The following is a 25,370-nucleotide window of genomic DNA, read 5'->3' as shown; positions in this document are numbered from 1 at the left end:
TTTAATTAGCAGTTAAAACAGACTTAAAAGTCATCTAAGAATTAATGTCGAAATTAAAGAATATACCATACTCTATATTAGAATTAGCTAGTGTAGGTAAAGATATTAGCGTCAAAAAAACTTTTGAAAATAGCCTTGATTTAGCTCAAATAGCTGAACACTTAGGATATAAACGATTTTGGTTGGCCGAGCATCATAATATGGTCAGCATCGCCAGTTCTGCTACAGCTGTTTTAATTGGACACATTGCAAGTGGCACCCAAAAGATAAGAGTAGGGTCAGGTGGGATCATGTTGCCAAATCATTCTCCACTGATCGTTGCGGAGCAATTTGGCACGCTAGGAAGCATTTATCCTAATAGAATTGATCTAGGATTAGGAAGAGCACCAGGCACAGATCAGACAACTGCTCACGCCATTCGTTCGGATAGAAACCAATCTGTGCATAAGTTTCCTGAAGAGGTTAGTGAAATTCAACGCTATTTTTCTTTGGATAACAGAAGTTCAAATGTTCGCGCTACTGTAGCAGAAGGAGTGGAAGTTCCTATTTTCATATTAGGTTCAAGTACAGATAGCGCGCATTTAGCTGCTAAAAATGGTTTACCTTATGTATTTGCATCTCACTTTGCACCAACACAACTTTTCGAAGCTTTAAATATTTATTATAATGAGTTTCAGCCCTCAAAGTATTTGAAAGAGCCTTATACAATAGCAGGGATAAATGTTATTGCAGCTGAAACGGATACGGAAGCAGAAAGATTATCAACTTCAATGATTAGGATGATGTTGGGTGTGATGACAAACAATTTAGACTATATGCAGCCACCAACAGAAATGACGGCTGAATTAAGAGAATTATCGAATCATCCAGCTTTTCAAAAAATGATGCAATTTGCTTTTGTTGGGAGTAAGGAAAAAGTGCAGAGCCAAACTGAAGATTTTATAAACAAAACTGGTGTAGATGAAGTGATTGTGGCATCACATATTTACGATCATGAAGCTAGGGTAAATTCTTACAAAATTTTCTCTGAAATTATGAAAGGAGAGACGGTTGAGAATGTTTCCTGATTTCCAACCACAATTTTTTTATAACCACAGAGGACACGGAGATTTTCACGGAGTTACACAAAGGAATTTTTAACCACGAAGGGTATTGAGATTCTCACTGAGTTACACAAAGATGAATACAAACCACAATGAGCACTGAGATATATCACGAAGTTTCACTAAGGAAAATGAAAAACCTTAGCGACCTTTGTGAAAATCTTAGAGAAACTTTGTGGTTTAAAAAAAAAGCTCTGAGGTTAAATGTATCCGTTTATTAGTCTTTTGATGCCAGATTTTAGTAAAGAGACATTAAAATTAATTAGCAAACCCAATTTATAATCACCTAATTTCATATAAGTTAAAGTTTGAGCTTTATGAACATCATTTAGTTTGTCAACGCTCTTGAGTTCAATTACCACTTTATTTTCAACTAACAAATCAATTTTATATCCACAATCCATTTTGATTTCCTCGTAAACTACAGGCATGGATTTTTCTTTTATGACATTAAGGTTTTGATTTTTGAGTTCGTAAAACAAACACTCTTGGTAAGCACTTTACAATAACCCGGAACCTAAGGATTGATGTACTTTGATAGCAGAGCCAATGATGATCTTGCTCAATTCATTTTCATTCATAATTTATAAGGTTTGGTTAAACCGCTAAAGTATAAATTTCATATGAATAATAAAAAAAAGAGCCTTTTTAACCACAAAGATGACTATTAACCACAGAGGACACGGAGATTTTCACGGAGTTACACAAAGAAAACCTTTGTGACTCTTTGCGAAAGTCTTAGAGTAACTTTGTGGTTAAAAAGAAACTCTGTGGTTACCTCAGCGGTTTCAGTAAGTCTTCTAGGCCGTTGGTTTTGATGACCCAGAGTGTTTCCATTTGCATGCCTAACTTCCCAGGAGGGAATCCATCTTTTCTTTTAAACCACTCAAGATAGGAGACAGGTAAATTACAAAGTAAAGTGCCCTTATATTTTCCAAAGGGCATCTTTACTCTGACTAAATCATTTAATATTTGAGGATTTAATCCTTCCATTATTTTTTGAAAGTATCAGCTACTACTAAATCTTTTGTTCCGTGGCTGTAATTATAAAAGCCTTCACCAGATTTAGCTCCTAATTTTCCAGCTTGCACCATATTGATTAATAACGGACATGGTCTGTATTTAGGATCACCTAAACCATCGTGTAATACATTCAAAATGCTTAAACATACATCCAAGCCAATGAAGTCAGCTAATTGCAATGGTCCCATAGGGTGCGCCATTCCTAATTTCATCACTGAATCAATTTCTTTTACACCTGCAACTCCTTCAAATAAACTAAAGATAGCTTCATTGATCATTGGCATCAATATTCTGTTTGCGATAAAACCAGGGTAGTCATTTACCTCTTCAGGAATTTTACCTAATTTTTTCGACATCTCCATGATACGCTCTGTTACTTCATCAGAAGTAGAATATCCACGGATAATTTCCACTAATTTCATCACCGGCACCGGATTCATAAAGTGCATTCCAATAACTTTCTCTGGTCTGTTGGTAACGGATCCAATTTTTGTAATGGAAATAGAGCTTGTGTTAGACGCTAGAATGGTTTTTTCATCACAAACCTCATCTAATTCTTTAAATATTTTCAGCTTTAATTCAGTATTTTCTGTTGCAGCTTCCACTACTAAATCAGCACCTTTTGCGCCCTCTTTTACTGAAGTGAAAGTAGTGATGTTATTAAGGGTTTCAGTTTTTTTGGCTTCATCTATTTTTTCTTTCTTTACTTGTCTGTCCAAGTTCTTGCCAATAGTAGCCATTCCTTTTTCTAGGGCAGCTTCACTTATGTCTATTAAAGAAACTTTGAATCCATTTTGGGCAAAAACGTGCGCAATGCCATTACCCATTGTTCCTGATCCAATTACTGCTATATTTTCCATAGTATATTTTTATTTATTTTAAGCTGTGGCAAAGATATAAAATCTACTTTAACCTGCTTAGTGAAAAGATTATTGATTTTGGATATGAAATTTTAGGAACTAGACAAAAAAAAAGCAGGTACTTAACCTGCCATTATTTTATTAACTTTTTATAATCAATCAATTATCGTCACCTTTTCCATTACATCTCCTTGGCGGATATCATCAATAATATCCAAGCCTTCATACACTTTTCCGAAAGCAGTATGTTTTCCATCTAAATGCTGAGTGTTTTGTCTGCTGTGGCAGATAAAGAATTGAGATCCACCTGTGTTTTTACCAGCATGCGCCATAGATAAAACACCTTTTTCATGGTATTGCTTTTCGCCATCTGTTTCGCAGTCAATTGAATAGCCAGGACCACCTGCACCTGTTCCATCAGGGCAACCGCCTTGCACTACGAAATCAGGAATAACTCTGTGGAAAGTTAAACCATCATAAAAACCTTTATTAGCCAAATCGTGAAAATTTTTCACAGTATTGGGAGTAGCATCATCATAAAATTCTATTTTTAATGTGCCTTTGTTGGTTACTATTTCTGCTTTGCTCATTTATTTAAATTTATATAATTGTTACAAGTTGTATATTTTTAGTATTTAGTACCTGATAATCAAGTTATTAATTTCAAAAGATCACAATTCAAAACTTAGAGCTTAATACTTAAAACTATTTTTATATACTATTTCTCTGCCAAACAAGCTGCTCTGTATCCGCCATTTCATCAATAATATTAGCAGCCTTTAAAGTGTAAACTACATTTTTCAGCATCTTATTGCTAACCCATCCATCAGTAGCCCATTCGGTAGCATGATACCACTTAGAGGCATCTTCTTTTTTTATTGCAAATCTTTCACTCACCATTTCCACTGCATCTTCATTTTCCATAAACTGGGCAGATGAACGCTGAATTTGTCTCAAAACTCGTGAAATATCCTTCGGTCTTTCATTAATGATGTCATTGTGAGCAGCCAAAACAAAACAAGGCCAGGGCGTAACATATTCACCTATTCTTTTTAATTCACCTCTTTCAACATAAGGCTTAGTGGTATACTTTTCCCAATAGAAAACGTCAGTTTCTTGCTTTTCTAATGACACTAATGCACTTTTTAAATTGTTAATGATGTGAAATTGAGATTCCTCTATTTTTTTGTCATTATTTAGTGCATCTACTATAGGCATTAAATGAGAGCCTGAGCCAATTCTACTGATGGCAAACTTTTTATCGTATATTTCTTTATGGTCATTGATAGGATTCTCCGTTCCGCTATGGATTCCCCAAATCAAAGGGCTCTTCACATAACCACTAATAATCTTGGCAGGAACCCCTTGAAGAATTCCACTAACAATTCCTTCTGTTAAAATGGCACAAATATCAACTTCATTGTTGATAAGAGCTTCTCTCATTTCACCTGTTCCACCTTCAAAGGTTTTCCACTCTACCTTAAGTCCTTCATTTTCAATTGCGCCTGATTCAATTGCTAAATGGATTGGGGTATTATAATGTTCGGGAACCCCACCGATTCTTATCGTTTTACTCACAATATCATTCTTTTTTTGAGTATACAAACATACAATCTTTCTCTTTTGAAATAATGGGAAACTTAAGCTTTTGTTTAATTTTTTCAGCTTAATGACTTTTTCATTACACTTTTTACTGTGATTTTCCGTTCTTCGCAGGACAATTGAATAGCATGCCAAAAAAGAAAAAGAAAAAGAATTTAAAACAACGAATTATTAAATTACTATCCTTGCTTATAGGATCAGGGATATTACTCCTCATTTTATTTTTCTTTAGCATAAAAGCGGGGATGTTTGGGAAGTTACCTGATGATGAAATATTAACTAATATTAATAACGCACAGGCTACTGAAATTCTAGATGAAAATAATGAGAATATTGGATTTCTTTATAGGAGCTATCGGTCGAATATAAAATATGATGAATTGCCTCAACATTTAATAGATGCTTTGGTGGCAACGGAAGATGTTCGTTTTTTTGAACATTCGGGTATTGATTATAGAAGTCTTTTTAGAGTATTAATTAAAACTGTCATACTTCAAGATCGGTCTGCAGGTGGGGGTAGTACGCTTTCTCAACAGCTTGCAAAGAATTTATTTCCTAGGGAGTATTCTTATAATTTTGAAATTATTCCTATAAAAATAAAGGAAGCTATTATAGCCACCCGTCTTGAGGATCTTTATTCTAAAGAGGATTTGCTTACCCTCTACCTTAATACTGTTAGCTTTCCAGATAATACATTCGGTATAGAGGCAGCATCACAAACTTTTTTCAATAAACCAGTGAATAGGTTGACAGTAGAAGAATCAGCCATCTTGGTGGGTAGTTTGAAAGCTACCTATACGTATAATCCGAGAATTTTTCCTGAGAATAGCATTGAAAGAAGAAATGTAGTGCTTTCTCAAATGGTGAAGTATAATAAGATTAGTGATAAAGCTTATCAAGAAGCAATTGATAAAAAGATTGAACTGGATTATCATCCAGTTAAGGCAGATGAAGGGACAGCACCCTATTTTAGAGAACAGGTGAGAAAAGAACTGGTGAAATGGGCAGATGAATATGAAAAAGAAACTGGTAAAGCCATTGATATCTACGGTGATGGCTTGAAGATCCACACCACGCTTAATAAAAAAATGCAGTTGTATGCTGAATCAGCAATGAAAGAGCATATGCAAAAATTGCAAAAGGCTTTTGAAGATAATTGGGGGAATTTGGCTCCTTGGAAAAAGAAATCTGTTTATGAGCAATATATTAAACGCTCTCATCATTATAAAGCTTTGAAAAATCAAGGAAAGTCAGAGGAAGAAATTCAAAAGATATTAAACGAAAAGAAGGAAATGCAGCTCTTTGATTGGTCGGGGAGTGATGTGCAGACCATGAGTGTAATCGATAGTATTCAACATTCCTTAAAGACTTTGCAATCTGGTTTCGTGGCAATGGATCCAAAATCTGGTGCTGTTAAAACCTGGATAGGAGGTATTGATTTTGAATATTTTAAGTATGACCATGTAACTCAAAGCAAGAGACAAGTAGGTTCTACTTTTAAGCCATTGGTTTATTTGGCAGCCCTTGAAAATGGAGTGGAGCCTTGTGATTATTTTCCAGCAAGAGCGGTTTCCTATGATAATTTAGAAGGCTGGAAACCCACCAATAGCGATAATGAAGATTATGCACATATAAATGTGAGCATGCCAGAAGCATTAAAAAAGTCGATGAATACAGTTTCGGTGAAGATTTTAGAAGAAACAGGAATTCGTTCAGTCATAAATTTAGCGGAAGATGTGGGGATTAAATCTGATTTACCAGAAGTGGCTTCTTTGGCATTGGGCACAGCAGAGCTGAGTATGTTGGAATTGGCCACGGCTTATTCATCTTTCTTGAATGACGGAAAAGCATCGGATCCATATTTTATTAAAAAAATCACAGATGCTTCTGGAAATGTTTTGGGAGAGTTTAAATCTGAAAATGAATATAAACAAGCTTTTTCTGGCCTCAATCAAGAAATGATATTGGAGATGATGCAAGAGGTGGTTAATTCAGGTACTGCATCTCGATTGCGGTGGCGATATAAATTAAGGAATGATATAGCTGGAAAAACTGGTACTACTCAAAATAATCGAGACGGCTGGTTCGTAGGCTTATTGCCTAATCTGGTTACCATTAGCTGGACAGGTTCGGATAATGGGAGCATAGGTTTTAGAAGCACTTCATTAGGACAGGGAGCTAATTCAGCACTGCCGATTTTTGGCTTATGGATGCAAAAAGTTAATGCAGATGCAAAGCTTAAGCATTACAGTAATAGTCGATTCCGACCTTTATCGGATAAAGCCCAAAGGTTAATGGATTGTCCTCCAATTAAAGAAGATGGATTCTTTAAGAAATTATTTACTAATCCTGATAAAGAGAAAAGTAAAGATTTTGATGAAGATGGAAAGGAAAAGAAAGGAATTTTTAAGCGGATTAAAAAGCTTTTCAATAAGGATGGGTAATTGTTTCTTTGAGACCTTAGTGAAATTCTTTGCATCACTCCCGACTTTCAGCACGGGACAAGTTATGTGGTTTATAAAAAGCTTTTGGCTACCTTCATTTTAAAACCTTATCCCTGCAAAAGTAATATCATCGGTTTGTTCTTGATCGCCTTTCCAATCCAATACTGCTTTTTCTAACTTCAGTTTCTGTTGGGACAGTGGTAAAAGCTTAATTTCATCCAAAAGACTTCTGAGTCTTTTACGCATAAACTTTTTATCTTTAGTTCCACCAAATTGGTCAACATAACCATCTGAATACATATAAACCTGGGTATCTTCCTTTAAGTCTAATGAAATATTTTTCGGTTGTTTAAGTTCCGCTTCTGTAAACCCTCCAATAGAAAATCTTTCCCCTCTAAAATTCTTCCACTCACTGTTTTGATAGACTATAATATCCATGCTGGCACCTGAGAAAGTAAGCTTATGCTTCTTTATGTCAAAACAAAGAAGTGCAATGTCTAAACCATCACTAGAGGAATTTTCCTTGTATTGTAGACTATTTAAAACTGCCTCATCTAAAAGTTTAATGATTTTAGCACAATCATTTTCATCTTGCTGTATGATAATGCTATTAAGTAGATCATTGGCCATAACAGTCATAAAGGCACCAGGAATACCATGACCTGTGCAATCAGCGAACGCAAAGAATATTTTATCCTTTTTACGAGTAAACCAATAGAAATCTCCACTTACAATGGATTTAGGGATGTAAAGCATAAAAAACTCATGAAAAACAGATTTTATTTCCTTCAAATCAGGCAATATAGCTCTTTGAATATGTTGAGCATACCAAATACTTTTCATGATCTCTGAGCTAGCTTCTTCTAGAGCATGTTTTTGTTCTAAAATACTGTCTCTTTGAGCTTCTATTTCATCTCTATTTTCCTTTAATTCCGATCTTTGTAGATTTATTTCATCATTTTTTTGCTGAAGCATTTTATGCGATTTATTCTTGATTTGGTATCTGTTGTAGCTAATAAAGGCCAAAACAGCAAGCAATAATCCTAAGGCTGTAAGGAAGTAATTGGAGTTTTTTCTTCTGATCAACTGCAAATTGGTGATTTCTGCTTCATTCGTTAATAGCTGAATTTCCTTTTCCTTCGATTGAATTTCAAAATTCTTTTCTAATTGAGCGACTTCATTATTGAAATCTTGATTGAAAATAGAATCGTTCAATGATTTATATTTTTTGTAAGCAGATAATGATTTTTCAAATTGCTTATTATGTTCATATATTTTTGATAAGCCTTTATAAGAATCTTTTAGAACATCTAATGCTTCAACTTCTTGGGCTGATTGAATGGCTTTATTAAAATAACTTTGTGCATTACTATAATCCTTATCTATTAGATAACTCTCTGCTAAGCTCTTAATGATATAGGTTTTATCATAATGATTTTCTCCTTTTGGGACGGCTAATAGCGCTTTTTCTAGATAGTAAATAGCTGAGTCTTTATCGCCAAAATCTTTGTGATAAATACCAATATTATGTAAGGAATTATAAATTCCAACTTCATGATTTAATTGTTTGTCAATTTTGTAGCATTGTCGGAAATAATCTATCGCCTTTTCAGGTATATCTCTTTTCATATAGAGCAAACCCAAATTACTCATCGTGTTAGAAATACCTAATGAATCATTATAGGACTTTTTAATTTTTATTGACTCCTCATAATAATAAGCGGATTTATCTAATCTATCTATCTCTTCATAAATAATACCTACGTTATTCATTGCCCTTGATAGCGATTGGGGATTATTTAATTCTTTTTCCAATTCAAGAACTAGAAGGAAATATTCTAAGGTTTTTTCATAAACACCTAAACCATAATATGCAATTCCAAGGTTGTTTAGAAGCTGAATTTCTGAATAATCGTCATTTATCTTTCTTGCAAGTTCTAATCCTTGATGTCCGTAAAATATGGCTTGTGAAGGTTCTGAAGTACTAAAATAATAGAGTAATTCTTTATAAACTTTAACGCGAGTACTGTCCTCAATCTTTTGGTTTAAAACATTTTGTAGACTATCTGTTTTCTCATTACCAAGTAAAGAGAGCGAACTAGCAATTAAAAAAATAACTAATATTAGTTCTCGCATTTAATTTAACATTTAAGCTAATGAGCTTCAATTTATCCTAATAAAATTATCATAGCAATTAAATACAGTTTAATACTGAATTTCTATAACTAAAATAGATGAATTGAGTAAATACACAGATTAAAATTAATCTTCAGAGTACCAATTTCTTAGTCGTACTTCAATATCTTTATTTTCTTTCTTCACTAAAGATTTGAATTTCTCAACATCGGCTAAGCCTCCTTGACCTCTAAAATGAAATGGATAAACTATAGAAGGGTTGAAATCTAAAACAGCATCAGATGCTTGTTCAACTGACATGGTATAAGGTATATTCATACATACAAAAGCCAAATCAATATTTTTTAACGCTCGCATCTCAGGAATATCCTCGGTATCACCTGAGATGTAAATTACCTTGTCTGCAATATTCAGTAAATAACCATTTCCTCTGCCTTTAGGATGTCTGGAATCTTCACTTTCGGGTAAATTATACATAGGTATGGCTGTAATATTAATTCCGTTAAATGAGGTGCTGTTATCATTATTCAAAATTTCAATTTCTGCATTACCTATTCCTTCCATCTGTTGGGCAACTGCTTCTGGTACGATAAAATGAGAATTGGAAGTGTTTAAGTCTTTGAGGGTTTCTTTATTCAAATGGTCACCATGTATGTCTGTAATTAAAATTAAATCAGCATCTTTCAATCCTTTAAATTTATCTACTCCTCCATAGGGGTCAACATAAATTGTAAGTCCTTCATATTCTAATGCCAAAGTTCCATGAAGAATTGGATGGATTTTAATATCACCTTGATTAGTGCTGATTAGATCCTGAGAAAATATGTTGTGGCATACCAAGGAAAACACAATTATTAGTAGATTTTTCATAAGTTTTTCTTTTAAAAACAGTATTCCATATGTTTTGTTAAACCGCTTATCATATTTAAATCATTGCTCTTTCATTCTTCTCGCAATTGTAGCAATAGCAATTCACTTTATCTTTTAACAAACCTGATTTTAAAATAGATTTATTCAAAAGTGCACGCACAGATTCTTGAATTCCTTCCGTAATGCTAGGGTGCGGGTGCACGCATTCTGCTAATTCTTCAATTCCTTTATTCATATTTATGAGCAATGCCACAGCTTGAATGGCAGCCGATGCTTGTTCGCCAACCACCCTCATGCCTAATATTTTCATTTCCTCATCATCAGTCACCAATAATTTAATAAACCCTTGTGTGTTTCTTTTGGCCACAGCCCTTGCAATAGTGGAATAATCAGTTGTAACTACTTTATAATTTAAACCTTTTTCTTGAGCAGTTTTTTCATTGTAGCCAACACCGGCAACTTCAGGGTTCAAAAACATGATAGTACTGATGTTTTCATATACTAGCTTCTTCACTGGAGTGCCAAATATTTTTTCAACTGCATATCTGCCTTCGAGTTCCCCGACATTCACCAAATTTATATCAGCAGTAATATCTCCTACTGCATAAATATTTTTGACTGATGTTTTAGTGTCATTGTCTTCCACACCTCTTTGTCCCATTTTAATAGGAACAGCTTCTTTCCATAAATTTTCATAATTAGGCACTCTACCGACAGATACTAAAGCCTTATCCACTTCGAATGTTTCTTGATGCCCATCTGAAAAATCTAATTTGTAAACCACTTTTCCATTTTTTCTTTCCATGTGAGTTAAGGAAGAACTTCTGTGAATATGAACGCCTTGTGCTTCCAGATTCTTTTCTATTACGGCTACAACATCTGGATCTTCAAATGGAAGAATACTATCCCCTTTATCAATCAAATAGACTTTGGTTTGTCCAAAACCCGAGAAAATAGTGGCATATTCACAACCGATGACTCCAGCACCCACAATGACCATGCTTTTTGGGAAATCATCCATTTGTTCAATGCCATCACTTGTGAGTATATGCTTTTCATCAATAGGGATATTGGGTAAATAACGAGGTCTACTGCCTGTGGCAATAATGATATTTTCGGTTTCAAATGCTAATCTTTCATTTGAAGTTTCAATTTCTACTATATGTTCACTGACAATGGATGCTTCACCAGCTATAAAATCAATATAGGGAGAGTATTTTAAGTTTTTTTGAAGTTCATGTAGGTGACTTTTCAGTAAATCTACTCTCTCTTCAACTGCATTTTGAACTTCCAATTGAATCTCTTTCCATACAGCTTTTGGAGACTGCATATGATAGCGATCTAAATTTTTGCGGAAAGCTAACATATCTCTGGAAAGCTCCCATAGTGTTTTGGATGATAAAGCACCATTAGTAATACCAGCACCACCTAATACACTTTTTTCAATTAATAATGTTTTCTTCTTCAAATCTACTGCCCGCATGGCAGCAGCATATCCTGATGGTCCAGCTCCAATAATTACTAAGTCATATTGCTCCATAAAACTCAATTCATTTAGATAGCAATATAAAAAGTTTAAAGGAAAAAATAGTGTTTTATAAAGGATTATGGGAGATTGATGAGATGTGCGTTTGATCGGTCTGGTTATGCGTCAGGCGGTTAGAACCATCAGACACTGGACAGAGATCCACAAAAAAAAACTGCCATGAGAACTAAATCCCATGGCAGTATATATTTAACTTAACTGAAAAAGCTGTTTTTAAACCTTTGAAAGGTTGGGCTTAGGTGCTCCGTCCATAATCTCATCATTAGCGAAATCTTCAAACTTCTTGAAGTTTGCATTAAATTCACCAGCTAATTTATTAGCCATTTCATAATATCCCTTGTCATTTTTCCAAGTTTCTCTTGGGCTTAATACTTCAGAAGGAACATCTGGACATGTTGCAGGAATAGCACAACCAAAGATAGAGTGATTTCTATATCCTACTTCATCTAAACCACCATTTAAGGCAGCTGTGATCATAGCTCTTGTGTATTTCAATTTCATTCTTGAACCAACGCCATAAGGACCACCTGACCAACCAGTATTGATTAACCAAACTGTAACTTTCTGTTCGTCCATTTTCTTTCCTAGCATTTCTGCATATTGTGTTGGGTGTAATGGAAGGAAAGGAGCTCCGAAACATGCACTGAAAACAGTTTGCGGCTCAGTAACTCCAGCCTCAGTTCCTGCTACTTTTGCAGTATAACCAGATATGAAATGATACATTGCCTGACCTTTTGATAGCTTTGATATTGGAGGTAGAACTCCATAGGCATCACAAGTCAAAAAGAAAATATTTTTAGGAATTCCACCAATAGAAGGTGAAACAGCATTATCTATATGATGAATAGGGTAGGCCGTTCTAGTATTTTGAGTAACTTCTGTGTTTTCATAATCCACAGTTCTTGTTCCAGGGATAAAACGAGTATTTTCTACTATTGCACCAAATTTTATTGCTTTGAAAATTTGCGGCTCTTTCTCTTCAGTTAAATCAATGGTTTTAGCATAGCAACCACCTTCAAAGTTGAAAACGCCATTCTCAGTCCAACCATGTTCATCATCACCAATCAAACCTCTGTTTTCATCTGCTGATAAAGTGGTTTTTCCTGTACCAGATAAACCGAAGAAAATAGCAGTATCACCATCCGCTTTCTCGCTCATATTAGCTGAGCAGTGCATAGATAATACTTTGTGGTCAGTTGGTAAAGTATAATTTAACACAGAGAAAATTCCTTTTTTCATTTCTCCAGCATAACCTGTACCACCAATTAAAATTATATTTTTAGAAAAATTGATGATGGCAAAGTTTTTCTGACGAGTTCCATCTACTTCAGGGTCAGCTTCAAATTCTGGAGCATTGATGATCGTAAACGTAGGTTCAAAAGTTTCCAGTTTATAATTCTCTGGTCTTAAGAACATGTTATAGCAAAATAAATTATGCCATGCTTGCGTATTAACTACTCTTAAATTTAATCTGTAAGTTTTGTCAGCACCAGCGTAAGCATCTCTTACATACACTCTTTTATTTTCTAGGAATTTGAGCATTTTCTGGTGAAGGGCATCAAATTTTTCTTCGCTGAAAGGAATGTTAATATCACCCCACCAAACAGTATCTTTTGTTCTGTCATCCTTAACGATGAATTTATCCTTAGGAGAACGACCAGTAAACTTACCCGTATCGCACATCAATGCACCTGTGTCAGTAAGAACTCCTTCTTTGTTGGCCAAAGCATGCTCAGTCAATTCAGCAGGACTGAGGTTCCAGTAAGCCTCAGCTACATTTTTTAAACCCAGGCTTTCTAAACCGGATTTAGCGGATTTTAATCCAAATTCCTTCATATTTTTATATTTTCGCTAGATATAACTTGGTTTGGTTGGCAAAGTTAAAGAATTTACTTTGCTTAAAAAGTAATTTTTTAATCATTTACAAATGTTTAGATAGTGTATAAAATACACTTTCTACTTAAAATAAGCCTGATTTCCACTAATGATTTGTTTTAATGAAATGCCCGTATTAGATTTAGCATTTCATTTTTTAAAATAAGTTAACTTATAGATAATATGAATTCCGAAAAAACTTTTTTTGGTCATCCAAGAGGATTGGCAACCTTGTTCTTTACCGAATTTTGGGAGCGCTTTAGTTACTATGGAATGCGAGCCCTTTTGGTTCTATTCATGGTTGCATCCATTGAAACAGGTGGTTTAGGGTTAGATGATAAATCTGCAACAGCAATTTATGGTTTATATACTATGTTTGTTTATTTACTGGCCTTACCAGGAGGCTGGTTAGCAGATCGGTTTTTTGGATTGCAAAAAGCTGTTTGGTATGGTGGTATCATCATCGCTTGCGGGCATTTTGCAATGGCAATCCCAACACAGGAATTCTTTTTTATTGGTTTAATATTAATAGTCATTGGTACTGGTTTATTAAAACCCAATATTAGTAGTATAGTAGGAGGACTTTATAAAGATAACGAACCGGCCAGACGTGATGCCGGTTTTTCTATTTTTTATATGGGGATTAATTTGGGTGCTGTAATTGCTCCATTAATAACAGGTTATTTAGGGGAAAGTATTAATTGGCATTTTGGTTTTGCAGCGGCTGGATTCGGAATGCTTTTGGGAGTGATTCAATACAGAGCATCTTCAAAACAATTGGGTTCTATAGGTGCTGAGCCTGAAGGATTTGACCCATCTAATGAAAAGCAAATAACGTTCAGAAAGAGAGTGAAATTAGGAATATTTGCATTTTTAGGTGCATTAATATTACTTGTTTTATTAACTACATTAGGATATATCAATATTAATGTTGTAAGTGTAGCAAATGTAGCATCATATGTAGTTGCTGCTACTTTGGTGTTGTTTTTCGTTACAATTTTTGTATTTGGTGGATTAAATAAAGAGGAAAAGAAAAAGATATGGGCTATTGCAATTTTATTGCTTTTTTCAGCTGTATTTTGGTCAGGATTTGAACAAGCCGGATCATCTTTAAATTTATTTGCAGAAAGATATACAGACCGTATGATCGGAGGATGGGAAATGCCAGCTTCTTTTCTTCAAAGTGTTAATCCAATGTTCATTATCATATTATCACCTGTTTTTGGATGGCTTTGGATTCAACTAGCGAAAAGAAATCTTAATCCAAGCATTCCATTGAAATTTGCGTTCGGACTTATTTTCTTGGGTTTAGGATTTGCTACAATGATTTTAGCAGCTTATTTATTAATGTCTAATGAAACTGTTTTACCAACGTGGTTATTAATAACCTATTTCTTGCATACAACTGGTGAGTTATTTTTAAGTCCTGTTGGCTTAAGTGCTGTTACAAAATTAGCCCCAAAGCGATTAGTTGGACAAATGATGGGAGCATGGTTTATGTCTGTAGCTTTTGGTAATTTGATTGCAGGATTAGTTGCTGGTCAGTTTGATCAAAATGCTATTGCAGAGGATCCAAGTTTGTTGCCTGATATTTTCCAATTCATTACTATATTTATTGTTGGCGCAGGTATCTTAGCATTAATATTTACGCCATTAATTAGAAAATTGACAGGGAACGTACATTGATAAATCTATTATATCATTTTATTATTATATTTTTTCAAATAATAATTGTAATTTGTCGGATGATTATACATAATTCATTATTTCCGAATTGGTAAAAATGTTAGATACCTTAAATAGATTTAAAAATCTTAAAGAAAGCGAAGAATTATTGTTGGCCTATCAGGGTATGATAACTGATAGCTTAACCAATAATTTAATTGCCTTAGCTGAGAATAAATTAGCAATGGTTGAATATAATTCGCGTATAAAAAAGAAGGTTTTTAATATTTTGGTAGAGGTGCTACAAAATATTTATCATAATCAAGAAGAAATGAAGAATTCAACAGAATCATTTCAGGAAATAATGATTATGGTAGTGAAAAATATGTCTACTTATGAAGTTATTTCAGGTAACTTTATAAAACAAAAAAACACAGACCACCTTAAAAAACGTATTGAAGAAATCAACCAACTTACGAATGATGAACTTAGAGCTAAGTATAGAAGTAAGTTAGATGAGGGGGTTTTTTCTGAAACAGGAAGAGCTGGCCTTGGAATAATGGATATGGTTAGGAAATCCGGGCAACCATTACAATTCGGATTTAAACCCATAAATGATGAATATGCTTATTTCAGTTTGCAAGTGAATATAAAACATTAAGAAAAAACACTATGGATGCTTATTACTTAGAGGCGACACCTAAGACACCTAAACTTGATTTTAATCCGGATGCAGATACCTTTTTGATATCCGGAAGATCAATCCCGGAGAATTCTATCGAGTTTTATAAGCCATTGCTCGATTGGTTAGATAAATATGTTCATAATCCTTTAGAATCTACTATTTTTGAAATTAAATTAGAGTACTTTAATACGAGCTCTTCAAAATGTTTAGTCGAAATTTTCAGAAAGCTTGAAAAAATTCATGATAGCGGAAATAAGGTGACCATTGAATGGTACTTTGATGAAGAAGACGAAGATATGGAAGAGTCAGGCGAGGATTTTAAAGAAATAATTAAAATCCCATTTAAAATGAAAGAAATTAAAGAGGATTAATACTGTATGGCAAAAAACTTTACCCAGTCCGATGTATTTCAGGCAGAAATTGACTTCTTGAATGAGGTGCGTGTTTTGGCAGAGGATGATAATATTCCGGCTGATAAGGTAAAGGAGAATTATAAATTATTGTGTGATAAATATGATCGCTTAATAGGAGAAGCTAAACTCCTCACTTCCGTAAGCGATCGACTTCATGCTAAACTCAATGAAGCTAATGAAAAGCTGAAGAAACAATCAGATGAAATCAATAAAATAAATGATGATCTGAAAGTTAATAATCAATTACTTCAAGATACCATAGATCAATTAGTGAAGGCTAAAGTAGGTAGAAAAGCATCCTCTATTGTACTATTGATAGCCATTATATTATTCATTATCTCGGAAGGAGTACTTGAACCTATTGTTGAAGAACGTGTAGGGAATACCTCAATTGGGTTTATATTTAAATTAGGTATTGCAGTTTTATTAAAACCAATTGATGTTTTAGTAGAGCGCTATATGATGAGAAGAGCTTTAAATAAAAGGAACCAAGATTAGAAGGTAGGGCAGGGAATAAATTCTTTCTTTCTTTTCTTTCTGATTTTAGCCTCAAAATCAAAAATTATTGATATTTCGTGTGCACCACCTGATGCTCCTCCAAATTCCGAAATTGTGAAATCATAGCTATATCCGGCTTGAAAATCAGGGAAAATCAGACCGAATTTAAAAATTAAGGCATCTCTATCATATAAACCCGCATTTGGGTCAGTTCTTTTAAATGGAACACCTCTATACCATAAACCTGCTGAAATAGGATCATAATGCCAATTGAAACCGATATCTAATTGATCGTTAATGCCTTGCTTTTTGTAAACAAAGGAAGGGGCAATACTAGAAATATTATCCATTTTTTTAGGACCCCTATATAATGGGATTCTTATTCCTCCATGGATGCTAATTTTCATGTTCAATGGGTTTGAATCACCAATTAGCGACATTTCTGGTTGTGTTAAATGATGAACAGCAAAACCTCCCCAAAGCTGTTGGCTGTACAGCAACATGCCACCTGAGAAATCAAAATACTGAATATTTTGAATGTTAGATAATTCATTATCAAATGAAACTCCTCGATTGTCTAATAATTGATCACCTAAAGTAAGTCCATTTTGGTTTAATCCTGTGAAATTATAGGCAAATTGCATACCTGTACTCAACACCAATTTTTTACCTAATGCAACTCTATAGGAATATAAAAAGCTTGCGTTTGTATTACCTAAATTACCAGAACCTGCCACATCTCTAGTTAACATTAAACCGAATCCACTGCTTAGGTAGTCAAGGTTGTAATCATACGCTAAGGCATTGGTTACATAAGCTTTAGGTAAACTTGGCCACTGAATTCTTGAATTAAGTGTTACTCTATGCATTTTTCCTAAACCCGTAAAAGCAGGATTAAGGTACAATGGAGATTCATGGTACTGAGAAAATTGAAAGTCTTGTGCTTTGCTTTGATTTCCAAAAAAAGAAAAACAGCAAACTAAACTAACAATTAATATTCTATGTAAATTTTTTATTTGATCTATATTCATTCATATCCTTGTTCTACCGTACAAAATATATACTTTATGGATATCTAAAACCCTATCTGATGAGCGTAATATCTCCCACCTTTGTTTCTCTACGCCCATTTTCAAATACCAACTCTAATCGATATACGTAAACGCCTTGTGGCATCAGTACACCGTTATAATATCCATCCCATCCCACAGTTCTATCGTTGGATTCAAATAATAATTCTCCCCATCTGTTATATATTTTCATGTTAAATTGAGAGACTCCTTCCACTTTAGGTAAGAAGAAATCATTTTGTAATGGATTTGAACTTGCAGTACCTGGGCCTGCTCTACTTGGCGTAAAGGCATTTGGTACATCTGATGCTCCACCTAAAATTACTTGCACCTGAGAGCTTAAGGTCATGGAATCAGTACAACCCGTTTCACTGTTTATGGCGATTAAAGTAATATCATAAATTCCACTGTCAGGATAAGCATGAATTGGTTCTTCCTCAAAAGATTCATTACCATCTCCGAATTTCCAGATAAATTCATCTGCTCCTTCACTTAAATTGACAAATCTAACCTCTTCTCCAGTAAACACTTGTCTATATTCATCAGGTATAGTAAAAGAGGCAGTGGGTGTTGCATTTACCACTATAAATTCTTCCTTAAACATTTCAGTTCGTTGTCCTGTGATATTCGTGGCTGATAACCTAACAGAATAAGTACCTGGATTACGATAAACATGGGTAGGGTTTTCAACGGCTGCAACTCTTTGTCCATCTCCAAATTCCCACTGATAGGTGGATGGATCTGCAAATTGAGTTAGGTTTTCAAATTCCACCACTAATGGCAAACAACCTTCTTTAGGAGTAGCATCAAAATCAACGATAGGAGGGATCGCACCTATGGTTATGGTGGTTTGATAAGTATCTGTACACTGACCATTGGTAGCGGTCATTCTGATTACAAAAGTGCCGAAAGTTCCATATTCATGAGGAGCAGGATCTGTTTCAGTTGAAATTGTTCCATCACCGAAGTCCCATTCATATTCCCATTCATTTTTGTTAGTTGTGTTGTTTGTAATAGAAACCGTACTTTCAGGTAAAATCATGTCTTGAGGCGTGGCTTCAAAATTAGCTTCCAATTCAGGGAATACTTCTTTTAGAGCACTACCACTTACTGATCCTATACAGCTTTCTGGTGAATTGCTGTCTACAACTGAGACTAATGTGTACGTAGTTGTTGTAGTAGGAAATACTGGTTCAAAATGTCTGTTAAATGAAGTAGTGAAACTGAAATTCTGACTTCCATCTGAATAGGTAATAGTCCAAGGACCCACTCCGCTTTGATCAAAGATTAATTCCGTTTCTTCTCCATAACAGGTAACGTCATCACCAGAAATTTCAGAAGTTGGAAGTTGATTTACATTTATACTAACTGGCCCACCTAAACTGTTTCCTAAACAGCCTCTACTATCTACTAATTCAATTACTCTATAAACTGTAGAGTTTTCTGGACTGAGTGTTACTGACTGCCCATTTTGAAGGTTGGTATATTCTAACGTATCCTGATTGGCGGTTACTAAAGCATTAAATGGTCCATCACCTGTGAAATTAAAAGTTAGTGGACTGCTTTCTCCAGAGCAAATGGTGTTATTTCCTTCGATTTCAACCGTTGGTCTATCAAATACATTCACTGTAGCTCTACCTGAAATATCTCCTAAACAATTTGGAGAATTTGAATCTCTTACATCTACTAAAGTGTATTCTGTGGTGCCAGTAGGAGGGAATACATCAAAGGAATGATTATAAGTATCGTTTTCTGGGTCGAAATTATCATTTGCTGTAATATTAGGAACAGTGAAAATATTGGTGCCATCAGTGTAACGGATTGTCCACGGTTCATAGCCGGTTAATTCAACATCAAGAGAAACGAATTCATTCGCACAAACATTATTATAATCTCCAGAGATTTCAGCAGTAGGCTTAGTATTGATTTCAACGGTAGCTATACCAGAAACGGCTCCGGAACAAACAGGGTTATTACTGTCAGTAACGGATACTAATTCATAAGTCGTATTTATTGAAGGACTAACCTCCAATTGATAAACGGGAGATGTGATGTTTTCAATTAAGAAGTTGCTGTTTCCATCAGTATAGGTTAAATCCCAAGGGCCAGCTCCAGTTAAATTAATGAATAAATTTGTACTTCCATCTTCACATATTGTTGTACTTCCAGATAAAGAGGCAGAAGGTGCAAAATTTACATTAACAAATGCAGAACCAGTTACGCTTGAAGCCGAACACGCTGGATATTGCCTATCAATTACGTTTAATACAAAATAGTTACTTGATTGTGTTGGAGTAATTGTTTCAATATGACCATTTTGAATATTTTCAAGTGTATCAGTTTGCTGTCCATTACTATAAATTACATCAAAGCCTTGATTTCCTGGCCCTGAAAGGTCGAATTGTAAACTTGTGGTATCACCAGGGCAAATAGTATTGGGGCCATTAAGACTTAAACTAACTGTCGGTCCTGGAAGAACAGTGACAGGGATACTGTTAGGATTTCCAAAGCATCCATTTGCATTCTCTTCAGTTACTTCCATAACACCACTAAATGAACTGAAATTCACTTCAATTTCACTCCCATTTGTATTTTGGTTCACAATGAAGGCCCCTTGAGGTAATGACCAATTAAAATTTGAACTAGGGACATCAGGAACGGAATATTGTACATTTTGCTCAAATGTACATACCTCTGAAGGTCCTGTAACTGTTGGGGAATTAAATTCCGGAAATACAGTTATTTCTTGAATTTCAGAAATATCTTCACAATTGCCTAAGTCAGATGTTACTAAATGTCTAACTTCATAAATTAGGTTGCTTCCAGTAGTGTTTTGAAATTCAAAGCTTCCAACACCATTTGGTGATGTGCCTGAAATTGTATTCCATGTAGTTTCACCTTGTTCTCTGAATTGATAAACATAATTATTGATTAAACCAGTACCTCTTGAGGAACTCGTAAAATTGACCGTTAATGGTGCACAACCTTCATCTAAATTCTGAAAGAAAATAGCCTCAATTTGAGGATGCAGTTGAATATTTACCATTTCATTAATGATACAACCATCTGCTGATTCAGCTGATACAGTAACTGTATAATTATCCGTACCAAAATAACTTAACCTGTTATTAAAAATGTGAGTTTGATTTGCATCAGAATTAGTAGTTAGTGGAGTAGAGCCATCTCCCCAATTCCAAGTAAACTCAGTACCAGCGGGAACATCTACATTATCAAGTTCAAATTCAAATTCATAATCTCCATTTTCATCTGTTTGGCATAAAGGGCTATTAATCACATTTACTTGAAAATCTGGAGATGGATTTACTGTGATTTCTTTAATGTTTGCAGTATCTCTACAACCGCCTTCTCCTTGTACAATATAAAGTATTTCCCATGTCTCAATATTGTTAGTATTATTTTCAAGATATTCTGAAACTGTCCCAGTATTTGAAACTGAATCAATTGGATTCCATATGACATCGCCTTGAAGTCTTCTGTAGTATTCATGTCCACCGGCAATATTTGTACCTAATGAAGCGCTGGTAAATGTAACATTTAAAGGGTCACATCCTTGTTCGGTACTTGCATTGAACTGTGCTTGTAATCTTGGATATAAATTTATTGTTTCTGTTATGCTAAAACTGCAATTATTAGGTGTTTCAGCCGTCAAAGTAACGGTATAAGTATCATTGCCAAAGAAGCTTGCTCTATTGCTGTATTCATGGCTTACCGTAGTGACAGTTTCATCAGTAACAAATACTGGATCCCCATCACCCCAATTCCAAATCAAGTCTGTTCCTGCAGGTACATTAATAGAGGAAATATCAAAAGTAAATTCATAATCTTTCTGACAAGCAGGATTTGTAGAAGTAACTGCAAAATCAATTTCAGGTTCTTGGTATACACGTACTATTACAGTGGAATCCAATGAACAATTTAGACTATTGTTTGCTGTAGCTGTTAATGTGATTTCGTAGTCTATAGAGTCTGTGGTTGTATTGATTAATGGATCTAGTAGAACGTTATTTAATTGTCCTCCAGTTCCAGATGTAGCAGCAATGGTTTGGGTCACAATGTTATTTACTGGATCATAGACTTCTATAGATAAATCAAATGGATCGCCAGAAGTGATTAATGAATTTTCAATTAGCGTAACATCAAGAGGTGAACAGCCTTTTGTAATATTGGTTCTGAAATTAGGTTCAGGCGTCTCAAATATATCTATATCAACAGGAGTTGATAAGCCGATTCTACAATTGCTTACTAAATTCGCAACCAAATCAATTCTATAAGAACCTCTTTCGGTGAATTCATAAGGAATTGCTGTGTTGAAATCTTTATTTCCAACTGGCTGATCTTCTCCTTTTAAGGTTTCAACTAAATCGTAAACAGTAGTTGCTGTATTATACTTATATATTTCAAATTCCCACTCAGTGCCAGTAGGTGGAGAAGAAGCAGTTGTATTTTGCAGGTCATAAATAGAGGGTAAACAAGCCTCATCATCTGTTGGCGTGAAGTCAATATCAACATTGACAATTTCAGCCTTTGGAATAGTCAAATCCATATCTTTAGTTTCACTTTGACATAAAACCAGGTTTTCAGTATATAATTCTACTGTGAAGTCTAAATCAGGTTCAGCACTACTAGGGCGATCAAAAGATACTCTAAACTCTGCATTTACATCATCTGCAACTGCAGTTCTTATTTTAGTAGGATCCGAGGCAGTTAAAGACCAAAAGTAATCAATATTTTCTTGAACTGCTTTGAAAGTATAGGATACGGAATCACAGGTGATAACTGAATTTTGAACAACAAAGTCACCAGTAGGTTTTGGAAATAATCTTACCGTTTCATTTCTATCTGTCACACAATAATCGTCTGTTATCACTTGCAGATTAATAGTAAATACTTCCTGACTTACAGATGGATAAATATTTTCAAAGTTGAAATTAAATCGTTCTGGTGTGGGATTAGTAGCAGTATTAATTGTAGTTTCTGTTAGGGTATCACCAACGCCATCTGTAATTGTCCAAATATACTCATCAGCATTAAAAGTTTGAGTGTTACCATCCGTCCTAAAGTAAAATTCATAAGGCGAACAATAAACTTCTAAATTATCATAAGGATCGGCAGCGGTTCCAGGGGGAGGGCCAGGATCGTTTTCAAATATGTCAAATTCAGCAGCTTGTGCAGGTAGTAAAGTAATAGAAATAGGACCTTCTCTTGTGTCACAATTATTGTCACCTTCTGCAATGATATAAAATTCATAAGTATATTCAGCACTTGAATTTGGATTTGGCAAATCACCTGGATTAGGATTTATTATTGCAGAATCGCCAGGTAAAACAAAAGCGGCAGGGAAAGTTGGAAAAAAGCCATCATTAGCTCCATCTTCTGAAATTATTTCAAGATAATATTGGTCAACAGCAGGGTCTGTTTGTCCTGCTGGGGAAGTGTTTTTTATTTCTATAGGAGTACCTGGACACAAATCTTGAGTATAGTCAATTCCGTTATCGGCAAATTCAAAATTTGAAATAGGATTATTTTTCACCACAACCGAAGCTGTATCAACTGCAGAAACGCAACCATTTGCTGTTATAACTCTCAATGCTACATTATAAGTGCCAGCAGCAGGATAAGTGTGAGCATATTCGTTACCAGTAAAATCTCCAGATGCTAATGTTGTAATAGTTTGAGCATTAAAAGTTCCTTCAGGATCTGTGGTGTAATCAGTATTGTTAAAATCAAATACAAATTCCCAATTGTCAATATTGTCACTATTTACAACTGTTGTGATATTTGAGAGATCTTCAAATATCAAATCATCTCCAAAACAAACATCATCTGCAGTGAAGTCTGCTGCTGGATTATCATAAATTGTAATTGTTCTGGTAGTTGAATTTGGACAAGAGGTAACAAGGGTAGAAGTAGCTAAAAGTTCTACTTCATAAGTTCCAGGACCTGTTATAGTAACGTTTGATAAATTAACACTATTTTCTTGAGCAGTAATATCCTCTATAGTTCCTGCAGGTCCAGAGATTTGAGTTATTGACCATTCATAATCGGTTGCATCATTTGAAGTGTTGGTAGTATTAAAGGTAACTTCTTCACATCCATCATTTTCATCTAATGTGAAACTTGCTTGTGGACCTTCTTCAATTTCGATTTCAATGCTTTCATAAAAAATACAAGGCGTTCCAACATCTCCTCGAGAAATTTTTAGACCAATTTCTACTGTTTGACCTGCATATGTTAAAGCATCATATGAAAAGCTAGTACTTGCTCCGTTTGCTGTAGAATCAAAACCTGCTATTGTACCGTCCCAATCAAAATCCCAAGCATAATCCGTACCTGGATTTGCAGAAGGATCTTGTCTAAAATGTATTATTTGATCAGCACAAAATGTTTGTGTTGGTTGTGTGTTGTCATACCAAAAGCTATTGTTTCCAGATTCAGTAGCAAAATCTTCATTTGCATCAAAGACTTGTGGTTCAGGTTCAGGGGGTGGTACAATCGTAATTAAAGCCGTTGCGGTTTGTGCGTCTCCAAAATTTGGTGCGGCTGGATTTCCATTAAAAGGATTACAAAAATTCCAGTAATAGAGTGTAACTTCAAATTGTTCCGTTACATTGGCTGATCCTGGTACAAAAATATCGTAAGTTAGCTGACCATCATTATCTAAATCACCGTCAGGTGTTGTGAAAACTACACCATCATAATAAGGATAGGTTCTAACCGCACCATCAACCTCAATGTTGGCGATGCTATTAAAAGTACCATATTCAAATGCGTATGTTCTAGCAAAAAAGTTTGGATTGGAATCCATGTAATCAGGAGGAGTACAATTAAAGTCAGTTATATCCGTAAAATTTACTGTAACTTCAGACCCAGCACAAACTTCGTATTCATCTGGATCCATAGCCACTGTACCACCATTAACATTATCATTATCCCAAACAACCACAGGTTGTAGTTGTTGTTCAGTACATGAAGTTCCATCGAATCTTAAGTTTGCTGTGATTTCGTATCTACACATTGTTCCTGAGACAAAAGTGTGATTTGCAGCTAAACTAATTTTGGTGGTACTTGCATTTACAACACTTGTTGTGATTTCAGCATCTGAACCAAGTACATATACATCAGTATTTCCATCACCCCAATCAACTTCATAGGCAATATCGGCTGCAGTTAAATTTATGACGTCATAATCAGTTGTGAAATTAACTAAATGAGGTGAACAACCGACTCCAGGACTCACTCCACTTGCTTGTCCACTTATATTAGCGCATTGAGCATAGCTATCATTATGAAAGAATAGAATCGAAAACGTGACGATTCCTATTACTAAAAAATATTTTATATAGCCATTCGATTTTAACATTATACAAATTTACAAATATTAATTGGTGTGAAAAATACTATAGTTAATCGAATAATACATTTAGTTTATCGAAAGTAAGCTAATAAATATCTAAATAAAAACCTAAATAATTATAGATTGAGTCGTTATTGAATACGAATCCCAAATTTTTTAATTTCTGCTAAATCTTAATCTTACAATTGTAGCATTATATGCAGGC

16 protein-coding genes and 1 pseudogene are annotated in these 25,370 nt (G+C 34.7%); 6 read left to right on the top strand and 11 right to left on the bottom strand.

The features are described 5' to 3' along the window. The first annotated feature begins 44 nt into the window (after positions 1-44). Positions 45-1,067 carry an LLM class flavin-dependent oxidoreductase gene (locus QYS49_RS13545; protein WP_308347996.1) on the top strand — a complete coding sequence of 341 codons (1,023 nt, stop codon included), beginning with the start codon at positions 45-47 and terminating at the stop codon, positions 1,065-1,067. Between the two features lie 236 nt (positions 1,068-1,303). Here QYS49_RS13545 and QYS49_RS13540 read toward each other — a convergent pair. From QYS49_RS13540 to QYS49_RS13520, 5 genes and pseudogenes are all read right to left on the bottom strand, one after another. Then, positions 1,304-1,591 (bottom strand): annotated as a pseudogene (locus QYS49_RS13540) (GxxExxY protein); the annotation flags it as partial. Positions 1,592-1,877: 286 nt separating this feature from the next. Further along, entirely contained in the window at positions 1,878-2,096 is a 219-nt protein-coding gene (locus QYS49_RS13535) for a DUF3820 family protein (protein WP_308347994.1), read from the bottom strand. Beyond that, positions 2,096-2,986, bottom strand: a complete 891-nt coding sequence (locus QYS49_RS13530; RefSeq protein ID WP_308347992.1) for a 3-hydroxybutyryl-CoA dehydrogenase — start codon at positions 2,984-2,986, stop codon at positions 2,096-2,098. The genes QYS49_RS13535 and QYS49_RS13530 overlap by 1 nt, the downstream gene beginning before the upstream one ends. Before the next feature lie 155 nt (positions 2,987-3,141). Then, positions 3,142-3,576 (bottom strand): peptidylprolyl isomerase, encoded by a 435-nt coding sequence (locus QYS49_RS13525; protein WP_308347990.1) that lies wholly within the window; start codon positions 3,574-3,576, stop codon positions 3,142-3,144. A 121-nt stretch (positions 3,577-3,697) separates the two neighbouring features. After that, a complete protein-coding gene (locus tag QYS49_RS13520; RefSeq protein WP_308347988.1) occupies positions 3,698-4,564 on the bottom strand; it encodes a substrate-binding domain-containing protein in 867 nt (288 codons plus the stop codon). A gap of 152 nt (positions 4,565-4,716) precedes the next feature. On the opposite strand from QYS49_RS13520, the gene QYS49_RS13515 reads away from it, so the two are divergent. After that, on the top strand, positions 4,717-7,032 hold the full coding sequence (locus QYS49_RS13515; RefSeq protein ID WP_308347987.1) for a penicillin-binding protein 1A: 2,316 nt from the start codon (positions 4,717-4,719) through the stop codon (positions 7,030-7,032). A 99-nt stretch (positions 7,033-7,131) separates the two neighbouring features. On the opposite strand, the gene QYS49_RS13510 is transcribed toward QYS49_RS13515, so the two are convergent. The 4 genes from QYS49_RS13510 to pckA all read right to left on the bottom strand — a co-directional run bounded on the left by QYS49_RS13510 (position 7,132) and on the right by pckA (position 13,420). Continuing rightward, positions 7,132-9,168 carry a tetratricopeptide repeat protein gene (locus QYS49_RS13510; RefSeq protein WP_308347986.1) on the bottom strand — a complete coding sequence of 679 codons (2,037 nt, stop codon included), beginning with the start codon at positions 9,166-9,168 and terminating at the stop codon, positions 7,132-7,134. Between the two features lie 126 nt (positions 9,169-9,294). Beyond that, positions 9,295-10,038 (bottom strand): MBL fold metallo-hydrolase, encoded by a 744-nt coding sequence (locus QYS49_RS13505; protein ID WP_308347985.1) that lies wholly within the window; start codon positions 10,036-10,038, stop codon positions 9,295-9,297. A 55-nt stretch (positions 10,039-10,093) separates the two neighbouring features. Further along, the gene (locus QYS49_RS13500) at positions 10,094-11,578 is read right to left on the bottom strand and encodes a dihydrolipoyl dehydrogenase family protein (protein ID WP_308347983.1); all 1,485 of its coding nucleotides are present in this window, start codon (positions 11,576-11,578) and stop codon (positions 10,094-10,096) included. Between the two features lie 219 nt (positions 11,579-11,797). Beyond that, positions 11,798-13,420 (bottom strand): phosphoenolpyruvate carboxykinase (ATP), encoded by a 1,623-nt coding sequence (gene pckA, locus QYS49_RS13495; RefSeq protein WP_308347982.1) that lies wholly within the window; start codon positions 13,418-13,420, stop codon positions 11,798-11,800. A gap of 222 nt (positions 13,421-13,642) precedes the next feature. Here pckA and QYS49_RS13490 point away from each other — a divergent pair, with 222 nt between their 5' ends. From QYS49_RS13490 to QYS49_RS13475, 4 genes are all read left to right on the top strand, one after another. Next, on the top strand, positions 13,643-15,145 hold the full coding sequence (locus QYS49_RS13490; protein ID WP_308347980.1) for a peptide MFS transporter: 1,503 nt from the start codon (positions 13,643-13,645) through the stop codon (positions 15,143-15,145). A gap of 97 nt (positions 15,146-15,242) precedes the next feature. Next, the gene (locus QYS49_RS13485) at positions 15,243-15,785 is read left to right on the top strand and encodes a SiaB family protein kinase (protein WP_308347979.1); all 543 of its coding nucleotides are present in this window, start codon (positions 15,243-15,245) and stop codon (positions 15,783-15,785) included. 11 nt (positions 15,786-15,796) lie between these two features. Continuing rightward, positions 15,797-16,180 carry a DUF1987 domain-containing protein gene (locus QYS49_RS13480; RefSeq protein WP_308347978.1) on the top strand — a complete coding sequence of 128 codons (384 nt, stop codon included), beginning with the start codon at positions 15,797-15,799 and terminating at the stop codon, positions 16,178-16,180. Between the two features lie 6 nt (positions 16,181-16,186). After that, complete coding sequence (locus QYS49_RS13475; protein WP_308347976.1) at positions 16,187-16,720, top strand: hypothetical protein; 534 nt, start codon at positions 16,187-16,189, stop codon at positions 16,718-16,720. Here QYS49_RS13475 and QYS49_RS13470 read toward each other — a convergent pair. Next, complete coding sequence (locus tag QYS49_RS13470; protein WP_308347974.1) at positions 16,717-17,751, bottom strand: PorP/SprF family type IX secretion system membrane protein; 1,035 nt, start codon at positions 17,749-17,751, stop codon at positions 16,717-16,719. The genes QYS49_RS13475 and QYS49_RS13470 overlap by 4 nt on opposite strands. A 52-nt stretch (positions 17,752-17,803) precedes the next feature. Next, complete coding sequence (locus tag QYS49_RS13465; RefSeq protein ID WP_308347973.1) at positions 17,804-25,171, bottom strand: PKD domain-containing protein; 7,368 nt, start codon at positions 25,169-25,171, stop codon at positions 17,804-17,806. Between the last annotated feature and the right edge of the window lie 199 nt (positions 25,172-25,370).

Origin of the sequence: Marivirga salinae (assembly GCF_030503855.1) — a bacterium.
GTDB classification, from domain to species: Bacteria; Bacteroidota; Bacteroidia; order Cytophagales; family Cyclobacteriaceae; genus Marivirga; species Marivirga salinarum.
The sequence above is the reverse complement of the archived record's forward strand: the minus strand, read 5'-3'. Positions and strand labels throughout refer to the sequence as shown.